5 protein-coding genes are annotated in these 12,469 nt (G+C 59.7%); 1 reads left to right on the top strand and 4 read right to left on the bottom strand.

Translation table 11 applies throughout. The annotated features are described in order from the left end of the window. Nucleotides 1–470 precede the first annotated feature (470 nt). The 4 genes from X741_RS161125 to X741_RS161130 are packed head-to-tail and all read right to left on the bottom strand — an operon-like array spanning nucleotide 471 to nucleotide 7,584. Nucleotides 471–3,896: a DEAD/DEAH box helicase family protein gene (locus X741_RS161125; RefSeq protein ID WP_023776496.1), complete on the bottom strand. Its 3,426-nt coding sequence runs from the start codon at nucleotides 3,894–3,896 to the stop codon at nucleotides 471–473. Between the two features lie 6 nt (nucleotides 3,897–3,902). Beyond that, nucleotides 3,903–4,835, bottom strand: a complete 933-nt coding sequence (locus X741_RS1000000169530) for a hypothetical protein (RefSeq protein ID WP_156937835.1) — start codon at nucleotides 4,833–4,835, stop codon at nucleotides 3,903–3,905. Beyond that, on the bottom strand, nucleotides 4,832–6,013 hold the full coding sequence (locus X741_RS0134050; protein WP_031249794.1) for a restriction endonuclease subunit S: 1,182 nt from the start codon (nucleotides 6,011–6,013) through the stop codon (nucleotides 4,832–4,834). The genes X741_RS1000000169530 and X741_RS0134050 overlap by 4 nt, the downstream gene beginning before the upstream one ends. After that, complete coding sequence (locus X741_RS161130) at nucleotides 6,010–7,584, bottom strand: class I SAM-dependent DNA methyltransferase (protein WP_023776494.1); 1,575 nt, start codon at nucleotides 7,582–7,584, stop codon at nucleotides 6,010–6,012. Before X741_RS161130 ends, X741_RS0134050 begins: the two co-directional genes overlap by 4 nt. 175 nt (nucleotides 7,585–7,759) lie before the next feature. Here X741_RS161130 and X741_RS161135 point away from each other — a divergent pair, with 175 nt between their 5' ends. Beyond that, nucleotides 7,760–12,460: a DUF3320 domain-containing protein gene (locus X741_RS161135; protein WP_023776493.1), complete on the top strand. Its 4,701-nt coding sequence runs from the start codon at nucleotides 7,760–7,762 to the stop codon at nucleotides 12,458–12,460. Nucleotides 12,461–12,469: the final 9 nt, after the last annotated feature.

Here is a 12,469-nt window from a genome sequence, read left to right as displayed (position 1 = left end):
AATAAAGAAGTTATTAGGTCCAGCGAAGACAGTTTTGAGCCAACGGCTGCTGCTTAAGGGTTTCTGCCCCCGCATCTCTGCGAAATGTCCCGGGAAAAACTTGCACACTTGGCTGATCAACGCCTAACTGGTCTCGACACGAGATCGGCCGAAAGGGGCATGCGCGGCCGTCTCCGTGCCTCCATACCAGTCGATGAACCTGGTCGGCGCGCCATGACTGCTCGCGGAAGAAGTTTCACTCGAGCGTGACCCGCCGAGACGGCGATGTGATGATGTTGCCCTCGGGTGCATTGGAATCCGCAACCGTTGCGGATTTGGGTTCTCGGGAGATTGTCATCGGCAGCGCGACCATGGCCCCTGCACCGAGGTTCGACGCACAACTCGTCCGGCGTCAGTTCGCCGACGTGCCCCTTCGTTCCCGCACGAATAGGGGGCGGCTCCGAGCACGACCAACAATTCGATCGCCTATTTCACACAACAGCGCTGTTGCTGATCTCCCGGATCCGGGCAACGAGATCCGTAACGCGCCCATCGTCGAAGACCTGCTCCGGCCCGGTCGGTGCGATGTCGGTAAACGGCGCCTCATAGAGCAAGGCGGGATCCATCGATCCGGCTTCAGTCAGATGCTCGACCACTAAGTCGATGAACGCGATCTGTTGATGGGTGGCGGTTCCATGCGCGAGGAAATCGGCGAAGGCCGCGTTCACGGCCGCCCGGTCGAGCCCGACCAGCGAGCGCACGAAGCGACCGAAGCCGCGGCTGGCCTCCTTGGCGCGCTCGATATCCTGCGGACCGGCAATCCCTGCCTCCAGCAGCAGCCGTTCCAACTCCGTCAGATCGTAAGCGGTCAGCGGCTCGCCCTGGTGTAGCTTGTCGAGAACCTGGTTGCCGGAAAGACCACGGAGGAAGTGCCGAGCCTTCGCCTTGAAGCGGGCGAAATCGGCCTCTCCGACTTGCGGCAGATCGATCTCCTCACCGGCGCCGATCTCATCCGCGAAGTTCGAGTAGACGATCGCCCTGCGGCCCTTCTCGATGTGCTGAATCAGATTGCGTAGGCGCAGCCGCGCCAGCTCTAGCAAGGGAACGGTAATGCCCTCCCACCACTCGGCGGTCTGGATCTCTTCAATGAGCGCGGCCTGGGCTGCGATGCCCGGAATGGCCGTCTGATCTTCGAGAGCGGATGCGATCTCCAGAAGCTGTTTCTTCAACGTGTCGAAACGCTTCGAGCCTTTCAGCAGTGCAAGCTCAAGCTGGAACATCAGCAGGTCGAAGCGCTTCGCTTCCTCGGTCCCCAGTTCACGTGACGAAGGCAATGGTGCAATGTCGCTCACCAGTTCGTCGCGCGCCTCGTCGTCGATGCCACTCCAAGCCTGGTCAGCCTGGTATTTCTCGACCGTCCGGCGCTTCTGGCGCACGATGAAGTTCTCGAGGTTCAGGCCAGCGACGGTCTCGCGCAGAACGGCGAGCGCGCTCGCGCGCACCTCTTCCACGCTTGGCGGGTCTGGACGATTGCCGGACGCCTGGTAAGGTTGCTGCTCGGGTGCCGCAAAGCCGCCCGCCTTGCCATCCTTCTCATCCAATGCACGCACAAGATCGAGCCTGGTGGCGAATAGGCGGGCCGACAGCGACTTGGCCGCGCTGGCCTCCTTGATCTCCGGATTGGCGCCGAAAAATTCGAGGTTCTGGCAATAGTCGAAGACGCGGAAGAACTCCTTGTCTTGGCCGGGACCGAACAGATCGGGGCAGAGACGCGTGCCGCGGCCCATCATCTGCCAGAATTTTGTCTTCGACCGAATCTGCTTGAAGAAGACCAGGTTCACCACTTCCGGCACGTCGATGCCGGTATCCAGCATGTCGACCGAGATGGCGATGTGCGGGGCCTTGTCCTTCTTGGAGAAGTCGTCGATCAGCGTCTGCGCGTAGGCGCCGCTCTCATAGGTGATGACGCGGGCGAAATGTCCAGCAAGCGACGGATACGCCGCGTTGAAGCGAGCTTCGACGTAAACAGCGTGCGCCTGGTTCTTGGCAAAGATGATGGTCTTGCCGAGCCGGTCGCCGCCTTCGACCTTCACCCCGTTCTGCATCAGGTGCGCGATAACCTGGTCGACGGTGTCCTGGTTGAACAGGCGTTTGTTCACCTCGGCCGCCTCGACCGTATCGGGGATCTCGTCCTCGCCCCATTCCAACATGTCCCACTGGTCCTTCTCCTCTTCGGAGAGATCGTCGTAGCGCAAGCCGGAGCGCACGATCTTCAGCGGCACGGAGGTCGCTACCGGCGGCACGAGATGGCCGTCGGCGACCGCTTCCTCGAGGCTATAGGCGTCGGTGGGCACGCCGTCTTCCAGGTCGAACAGCGAATAGGTGTTCTTGTCGATCTCGTCCTTGGGTGTCGCGGTCAGGCCGACGAGGAACGAGTCAAAATACTCGAAGATCGCGCGATAGCGCTGGTAGACCGAGCGGTGAGCCTCGTCGATGACGATGAGGTCGAAATGGCCAGGACCGAACTTCGCCTTGCCCTCCTGCCTGCCGTCGATGAGGTTCATCATCGTCGGATAGGTGGAGAGGAACACGCGGCCCTCGCTGGTGCGTTCGGTGACCAGATTGACCGGCGCCGAATCCGGCAGATGCGCCTTGAACGCGCCGGCGGCCTGGTTCACCAGCGCCACGCGATCTGCAAGGAACAGCACGCGCTTCACCCAGCCAGCGCGCATCAGCAGGTCGACCAGGGCTATGACGGTGCGCGTCTTGCCTGAGCCGGTGGCCATCACCAGCAGCGCCTTGCGCTCGCCCTCGTCTTCGAAGGCCTTGGCGATGGCACGGATGGCACGCTGCTGGTAGGGGCGCTTGTCGCCGGCGATCTTCGTGTTGAGCTTTGTCTCGGCGAGCCTCCTGCGGCTCGTGCGCTGGATCAGGAGTTCCAACTCGTCACGCTTGTAGAAGCCGCCGATCTGGCGCGGCGGATAGCGCACATCGTCCCAGATCCAGTGCTCATAGCCATTCGAGTAGAAGATCACCGGCCGCTGGCCATAGCGCGCCTCCAGCCGGTCGGCATAAAGTTTTGCCTGCTGCTGACCCTGGCGGGCATCCTTGCGCGTGCGCTTGGCCTCCGCCAGGCCGAGCGGCTTGCCATCCGCGCCCCACAACACATAGTCGACGAAGCCTACGCCCTCGTCGTTCGGCATGCCGTCGACGCGGAATTCAATGTCTTCCGGCCTGTCCAGCGCCCAGCCCGCCTCGCGCAGCAGAAGGTCGATGAAGCGGTCGCGGGTCTCGGCCTCGTTGTAGTCATGCGTGGAGGGAGCCGCCTCGGCGGCATGCCGGGCCGCCGCCACTTCGGCACGCAGGCGCTGCAATTCGGCGTCGAGGTTCTGCCGGTCGGAAAGCAGCTTGGTCAACTCGCCGTTCTTGGCGTCGAGCTCGGCTTGCTGCGCCTTCAGATGCGCGAAGGCCTTTTTCAGCGTCTCGTCGCGACGCACCAGCACCGAGGGGTCGAAAGCGAGGCTGTCCGCCGGCTTTGCCTTGCGCGCATAGGTGCGCGCCAGCCAGAAGCAAACATGGAACAATTCCTTGACCGCCCCGGCACCATCTCCAGGCCGAATAGTCTTTTCCTCGTGCACGGCGCGGTTGCGCAGCGTGTTGATGAACTTCGCCTTGGCGAACACCGCCTCGCCCGCCGCCCGGCGAAAGCTAGGCTCATGAAGCAGGGCCGCGATATTGTCCTGATAGGGCAGCTTCAGACCCGGGTCGTTGCGGAACGCCCATTTGACCGCGAGCTCAACCGTCTTGCCGGCGAAGAACGCCGCTGCCGTCGGCGACACGCCCGCCTGCCGTTCGGCTTCCACCGCCGCCTCGTGGACGGATGGGAATTCGGCGGCCAGAAAAGTGAAGTTGGACATGGAATACTACGCGCTATAGCAGTGATCAGAATCGAGGCCGTTGGTCAAGTATGGAGTGAATGAAGCCAGCATGAGTGAAACGCTAATAAAGTCTTTCATTTCAAGGTTCCGAAGTGCGTTCGCCGGAGTGCCTCCGTGCCTTAGACCTGGATAGTCGGATCCAAACCTATAAAGGTCTTTCCCTACTTCCTTTAGTCTCGCGTGTGGCCAATCCAACTGATCGCATATCGCCCCCAAAGTCGTTGCAGTCACATTCGGACAATTTCGACCCAACGCCTCTAGTAGGTTGAACTGCTTCTGCAAGCATGTTTTCATACGAGCTTGTGTCCGGTTCAATCTGAGGTCTGAAAATGCTTCCTCAAAATCGTCATACAGATTCCTGAGGTGATCGTCTGCTGATGAGATACGTCTGATCTCGGCGATCAACTTAGAAAAAACCCCAGGAATCGTTATATGCAATGAAAATGGCTCACGAACTTCATACCGTAGACTAAACCCAACAATAAATCTCTTTATCAGCGCTCTAAAACGATCGTTTAGACTATCATCACCGTATGTTACGAGAGCATTGTGAGCCGATTCGAGAAAAATAACTGCTTCAGTTTCGCTGCTTATTTCAGTTAATAGCGTTCTGAAGAATTCTCTGGCGGCTTTCTCAGAGTTAAGTGCTGTTTCGTATCGGTCACGATAATGAGAGTAGCGCGTCATTGCTCCTTCATATTCGACACGAGCTTGGATCGCCGCCGCGTCAATCAATTCGCCACTGGCATCAAAAGCACCGCTAGGAGGCGCTGGAGGTGATGTGGGTGGTTGCGGTGGGGACGCCAAATTTCTTACAAATTCTGAGAAGAGATCCTCGGGAGTCTTTGATGACTTTGCGAAAGGAAGCCATACTTCCTGCCAGGTGCGCGACCATACACGAAGGAGCTCGCCGTTCATCGGAACTCTCCGTCAAAGGCGCGTTGCTGAAGTGAGGCGAAGAGTAGCTGAGTCTCTGTTAGCGACGATATTACACGTTCTGTTTCGGCACCTATGGACTGAGCCATCCGAGCAAAGCGTCGTTGTAGATCGATCGGTGGAACGATAGTTGGAAACTCTGACAATTGCGTTTTATTGATCGAAGCGATTCCAGTTGTCTGCTTTGCAACACCTAAAAAGTATCTCTTTCCATACGGGCTAGCCACGAGCCAATTCAGAAACAGAGGCAGGACCGCATTGGAATTTATTCGCACTCGGAATATGTGGTTTTGATGTATTGCCTCACTTAGCTCGTCAGCCCAGAGAGTGCCCCGTCCAAGCTTGTCCGGATCCCCTCCCTCAGTCAGCAACAGGTCGTCTTTTCGTAGACGATGGCGGGAGATTTCACTTTCCGTAGCGTGAATCGTTTTGACGTTGGTGAGTTCGAGCCTTCGATCTTGAACGTTTGCCACGGCAAGGTAAGGAACCGGCCTGGTGGACTGTCCGTTCAGCTTTCTGCCCTTTGTTATTCCCGATCCGATCTCAGCCAAATCCGACAAAGGGATAGGATCGCCCCAATTCGAAATATCGTCGCTAGTGTGTCCGAACAATTCGAAAAAGATCGACTGCGTGAGGTTGTCGAGCAATTCGACGGCGCGCTTGCGCTTGCGGCGGAGCACATCCGACTTGTCTAGGATCGCCGCGATCCGCTGTTGCTCGCGGAGCGGTGGCAGCGGGATCATAAGCGCCGAAAAGCGAGACTTGTTCACTATCGGAATAGTCGTAGAGGCGGAACTTGATTCCAAAGTGCGCCCGAGCCGTTCACATGCATAGTAACCGTATCTCGGCCAGACTTTGGTCTTGTCGAAGTCAATCCAGTTGATCTGCTGGTTGGCTACAACTGGGGTTCCGGCAATTCCCGTCTTACCCAAGGATCCTATACAGCATACCAAAACTGCTTCAGTAGGGATGATGCGGCCTACCGCTGCGCCCTTTCGGGTCAATCTACGATCGGCCGATGTGATTGGTTCTCCAGAGCCCAGCTCCGACGGAGTGATAAACGGAATATCCCCATCCCAATACTCCGCAACATTTGTCTTTGGCGTGGAGCCCGTGTTGACCGACCCGATGCTAGATAGGGACGCGAGCGGCCAATTCACAGCATCGCCTCCAATTCTACTAGTCCTTCCGCGATCTCCTTCTCCAGCGCCTTCAACTCGGCAATGATCTCCTTTGGCGGGCGATGCTCCTGTGCCTCGTGCACCACCTCCTTGTAGCGATTGATGGAAAGATCATATCCGGTCGCCGCGATGTCCGCTTTGGCCACGCAGAAGCTCTGCGCCGTGCGCGGCCGCTCGCGCTCCTCCCCGTTGCGGTTCGCCCAGCGCGCAGCGATGTCGGGCAGGTTGTTTCTAGCCAGTTCCTCGTCATTCAATGTCAGGTTGACGAAATGGCCTGCCTCGCGGTGCACCGGCGTCGGCCCGATCTTTTCGCCCGGCAGCAGGGCGCTACGCTTGTCATCCAGCGAAAAGCCATCGGCTTGACAGTCGTAGAACCAGACATGTTCGGTGCCACCGGAATTTGTCTTGGTGAACAGCACGATGGCGGTCGAAACACCGGCGTAGGGCCGGAACACGCCGGACGGCAGCTTGACGATGCCGTCGAGGCGGTGATCCTCGACCAGCATCCTGCGGATTTCCTTGTGAGCAGTGGAGGAACCGAACAGCACGCCGTCGGGGACGATCACCGCCGCTCGCCCGCCGGGCTTCAGCAGCTTGAGGAACAGCGCCATGAACAGAAGCTCGGTCTTCTTGGTCTTGACGATAGCCTGCAGATCCTTGGCCACCTGATCGGCGTCAAGCGAGCCGGCGAAGGGCGGATTAGCCAGCACCAGCGAATAGCGGTCCTCGTCGTCGGCATGCTCCTGGCTGAGCGAATCCTTATACCGGATATCGGGATCTTCGACGCCGTGCAGCGTCATGTTCATTGAACCGATGCGCAACATGGTGTTGTCGAAGTCGAAGCCGTGGAACATCTCCTCGTTGAAATGGTCGCGGCTCTCCTGGTCGATGAATAGCTTGGGATGGTTGTCGCGCAGGTATTCGCCGGCCGCGACCAGGAAGCCGCAGGTGCCGCAGGCCGGGTCGCAGATGATGTCCTTCGGGGTCGGCGCCGTCATCTCCACCATCAGCGCGATGATGTGGCGCGGCGTGCGGAACTGGCCGTTCTGGCCGGCGCTGGCGATTTTCGACAGCATGTATTCGTAGAGGTCGCCCTTAGTGTCGCGGTGCTGCATCGGCAGCTTGTCGATGAGGTCGACCACCTTCACCAGCAGCGCCGGCGAGGGAATGGTGAATCGCGCGCCCTTCATGTGGGTCGCATGCGCTGTGCCGTCCTCCGCCATGGTGCGCAGGAACGGGAAGACGTGTTCGGAAACGAGCTCGAACATCGTGGCGGCATCCTTGTTCTTCAGTCGCGACCAGCGCATGTCCGCATAGGCTACGCCGCCGTTCGCGCCGATGCCGTCCTTCCCATCAGGAAAGATATGCTGGCGCATAGACTGGCCGGTCCGCGTCGAGCGGTTCTCCTCGAGCTGCTCGGCATCGTCCAGCCCGCGCATGAATAGCAGATAGGTGATCTGCTCGATCACCTCGAGAGGGTTGGCTATGCCTCCCGCCCAGAAGGCATTCCAGACGGCATCGATCTTCGAACGCAATTCACCTGTGATCATTCTTGCAAGCTCTTGATTCTAACAGTGGCTACAACCTAGGCTAGATGAGACAAAAAGAAAAAGGGGGTTGGGATGGCTAACACCTTAATGATGCGCGCGATGCGCGACGGCAACTGTGCTGTTGCCGGCGCCGGAATATTTTCGGTCCGCAATCCTGAATTTCGCGATCAGACTAATGCTTGAAGTCAATACAAAGGCGATTTCCAGGGTTTTGGAGGCGGCGAGGCGCAAGCTCCTCGAAACCGGGACGCGAAACCGGCTGATCCACGTCAACAGGGCCAATCAGCGGGCGAACTGTCTGAACGCGATCAACGAACGCTCCGACGACATTTTCGCGCTCCTGCGCATTCAAGGCAAGCGCATGCGCTTCAAGGCGATGGGCAAGGACAAGGCAGAGGAAGGGCAGGAAATGCTGCTCGCCTCGTCCGACGATGATGGCGAAGCCGGCTCTGAAAGATATAACGATAATTTCATCGAGACGCCTCTTGGCCCCGAAGCGCTGGCACGGCGTCTCCTGCGCATGGCTCATGATGCGAAGACGGCGGAAGAAGAACAGGGTCTCAACATCCTCTATCTGGCCATGGGTTTCCTGCGTTGGCGCGAGAGCCCGGCATCCGAGATCCTGCGTGAGGCGCCGCTGGTCCTCCTGCCGGTGCAACTGGTGCGCAACGAGCGCACCTCGACCTTCGATATCTTGTCCCGCGACGATGACGTCACCACCAACCTGCCTCTGCAGGAGCGGCTGAGGCAGGATTTCGGGATCGTCCTGCCGGAAATCGAAGAGGCTGAAGGGTGGAGCCCATCGCAGTATTACGCGCTCGTGGCCGAGGCAGTCTCGGCTCAATCGGGCTGGTCAATCGATGCCGACGGCATGCAAATCGGCTTCTTCTCCTTCGCCAAGCTACTCATGCACCGTGATCTCGATCAGGCGAATTGGCCGGATGGCACGCTCGCCGATAACGATTTGCTTGCCGGGCTTCTGGCTGACGGGTTCGAGGCCGATACACCGCTCTTTGGACCCGATGACAAGCTCGACGACCGCCTCGACCCGGCGCAGATCATCCAGGTGATCGATGCCGATGCCTCACAGACCAAGGTGATTGAAGAGGTTCGGAGAGGTGCAAGCCTGGTTGTGCAGGGACCGCCGGGAACCGGCAAGTCGCAGACCATCACCAATATCATCGCAGCGGCGGCTCATGACGGAAAGTCAGTGCTTTTCGTCGCCGAAAAGATGGCGGCGCTTTCGGTCGTGCATGACCGTCTCGTGAAGGCAGGACTGCGCGACATCTGCTTGGAATTGCATTCGCGCACGGCCAACAAGAAAGCTCTGGCGCAAGAACTCGGCCGAACGCTCATGGCCAGTGCTCGAGCTTTGCCGGGAGCTGCCGATCCCGCCCAGCTTCGCCTCACGCGCGACGAGTTGAACCGGATCACGGCGCTTTTGCACACGCCTCTGTCGCCGAGCAACGAAACCCCTTTTCGTGCGATCTCGGAAATCATCGGTTTCATAGGCCAGGGGGCAAAGCCACCCTCGATCTCCGAGGAAGGCCTGGCTACGCTGACACGGGAGGCACGCCAACGGGCTCTGTCGGCGATATCCGGGTTCGTGGCGGCGCTCGAAACTGCCGGTGAGCCTGAGGCGCATCCGTTCCGTGGAACTACGGCCCTCGATCTGCAACCCACCGATTTGGCGCGCCTCGCGAATGAATTGGCCGCAGCGACAAACGCGATCTCGGAGCTGTGCAGCGCGGCGGCACACCTTGCGCAGACACTTCACCAGCCCGAGCCGCGCACGCTGGCCGAGATCTCGGCGATTGGCGCAGGGATCGAGGCATTCGGATCGGCCCCGACAGGGGCAGCGGCATCAGTAGTTGCGCTGTTTCCGAATGCGGACCAACCTCGGCAGACCGAAGCGTTGCGGGCTGGGGCAGACTGGTCGGCGGCTCAAGCCACCGCAGCAGGAAAGTTCGCGACTCCGGCTTGGGACGCCAGTCTCGGCGCGATTCGGCAGGCAATCGTGCGCGGCCAGAGCTCCTTCTTTGCACGGCATTTTGGTCCTTATCGGCGTGCTTCCGGTGAATTGGCCAGCCTTCTGTCTGGCTCGCTGCCTAAAGCACCCACAGAGCGACTGGCGCTGGTCGACGAGCTGGCAGAAGTCCAGAACCGACGCAAGCGCCTGGCCGAGGAAGAGGGTTGGCTGCAGACGGTCCTTGGCGCCGTGTGGCGCGGTGAGCGCACACCTTTCGCAGCCCTGCTTGCCATCAGCGAATGGTTGGCAGGGATCAGGCAGTCGGGGGCAGTTACCGAGGCAGCTCACGTCACGGAAGCGCTGGCGGCATTTCCGGATCCCCGCGCCGCCGCGCGCGACCTCGCGGCCCGTATCGAGGCTTGCCGCGCAAGAGTGGAAGCACCGATTTCCCGATTGCAGCTTGATCTTGGGCAAGCGGCAATCGGCGATTCGCTCGAAACGGCTCCGCTGTCCGAACTGGCGAACGCTTTTGCCGAGATGTCGGCCGACACAGGACGCTATGGGGACTGGGCGGCACTTGCGCGCAGCATCACCACGGTATTCGGCAATGGAGCTGGGGCGATCGTCACCGCGGTAGACGAGGAGCGTCTCGCGCCCCACGAATCCGAACGCGAGTTTGCCTATGCCTGCGCAGAGGCCCGCTGGAACGCAGCACGTGCCGCACGACCTCAATTGAACACGCTACCTCAGCTCGATCGGCACGACCTCGTGCATCTGTTCCGCAAGCTCGAGAAAGATCGCATCGAGACTGCAAAGACCCTGATCTTGTCACGCCATTTCGAGCAGATGCCACGCGGCACGATGGGAGAGATGGGTATCATCCGCGGTGAAATCGGACGTAAGCGAGGCCATAAACCTATCCGCTGGGTAATGAAGAATGCGGGTAGCATGGTGCAACGCATCAAGCCGGTAATGCTGATGAGTCCGATTTCGGTCGCCCAGTTCCTGCCGCCCAACAGTGTGACCGTCGACCTTCTTGTGATTGATGAGGCATCCCAGATTCGTCCCGAAGATGCCTTGGGTGTCGTCGCCCGTGCCCGCCAGATCGTGGTGGTGGGCGACCAAAAGCAACTACCCCCGACTTCGTTCTTCGACCGTCTGGTCGACGATGTTGAGGATATTGACGATGAGGACGAGGATGCGCCGCTCGGCGCCACCGCAGCTGACATGGAAAGCATCTTGTCGCTGTGTGAGGCACGCGGCCTCCGTTCGCGAATGTTGGAATGGCATTATCGGTCACGCGATCCATCGTTGATCCGGGTGTCGAATGCCGAATTCTACGGCGATAACCTTGTCCTGCCACCCTCGCCGCTGCAACTCGACGACGACTATGGACTGAAGTTCCGACGCGTTCCAGGCGTATACGCACGCGGCGGCAGCGGACTTGGCCGCCAGGGCACTAATAGGATCGAGGCACAAGCCATCGTGCGCGGGATGGCGGAACACGCCCGAGCATGGCCGGACCTTTCTCTCGGAGTCGTCGCCTTCTCAAAGGCGCAGGCGGACATGCTTACCGAGCTGCTCGAACTCGAGCGCCGTCACGATCATGTGCTGGATGGCTTCCTGCGCGAGGGACGACATGAAGATGTGTTCGTCAAGAACATTGAAAACGTGCAGGGTGACGAGCGTGACGTCATCCTGATCTCGGTGGGCTATGGACCGCAGGAGCCCAACGGACCGCTGGCTTCTATGTCTTTCGGACCAGTGAATAGTGAAGGTGGCGAGCGGCGTTTAAACGTCCTCTTCTCCCGTGCGAGAGTTCGCTGCGAGGTGTTCGCTTCCTTCGACCCAGGCCATATCGACCCGGCACGCAGCAAACGTGAAGGTCCGCGGGTCTTGAAACGCTTCCTCGACTTTGCCAAGACCGGCATCATGGAGGAGCGCGTGTTGAGCGCCCTCGATGCCGACAGCCCGTTCGAGGAAGATGTCGCCGCAGCAATCCGTTCACTCGGCTATTTGGCTGATCCACAGGTTGGGACGGCAGGGTTCCGAATCGACCTTGGCGTGCGTCATCCCGATCATCCGGGGCAATATCTGCTCGCGGTGGAATGCGATGGTGCCGCCTACCATGCAGCCCTGTGGGCGCGTGAACGTGATCGTTTGCGTCAGGATGTCCTGGAGAACCTTGGTTGGGGGTTCCATCGCATCTGGAGCACCGATTGGTTCCATCATCGTGCTCGTGAGATGCAGAGGCTGGCTGCAGCACTTGACCAGGCGAGGCGGGCAGTTGAGGACGGCATTCGCGTGCGTGGAGCAAATCACAGGGTTTTCCTGCCGACTCCGCCCGAGCAGGCCTTTGCAGAGGAATCGGTCGAATTCGACCACCTTACCTTGACGGCTCCGGCCTATGTCCGTGCCGAGCTTTCCGTGCGGTCCAGCGTTGAGCCGCATGAGGCTTCCGTTGCCCAGCTCGCTGACCTCGTCGCGAAAATTGTCGGGATCGAAGGGCCGGTCCACATCGACGAGGTGGCGCGGCGCATAACCTCGGCCTTCGGCAAATCGCGGGCCGGCAACCGTATTGCCGAAGCGGCAGGGCGTGCCGCGCGTCTTGCCACGCAAACAGACCACGCGCTGAGATGGATGGGATCATTCCTTTTAACAGAAGAACAAGCCCAAAACCCACCGGTCCGCGACCGCTCTGCCGAAACCGGCAGCCTGCTTAAGGCCGCCTATCTTCCACCGATAGAAATAGCCGCCGCAGCTCAGCGCATTCGTTCAGAAAGTGGCGGCATGTTACCCGAAGATTTGACCCGGGCAGTAGCGCGGCTCCTGGGATTTCAACGGGTTGGAAGTGATTTGGCGGAAGCGATCAACGATGCTCTCCTGGCGACCGACGGAGCGCGGTAAAGTAGTATA

This window comes from Mesorhizobium sp. LNHC221B00, from assembly GCF_000502935.1.
GTDB classification, from domain to species: domain Bacteria; phylum Pseudomonadota; class Alphaproteobacteria; order Rhizobiales; family Rhizobiaceae; genus Mesorhizobium; species Mesorhizobium opportunistum.
The sequence above is the reverse complement of the archived record's forward strand: the minus strand, read 5'-3'. Positions and strand labels throughout refer to the sequence as shown.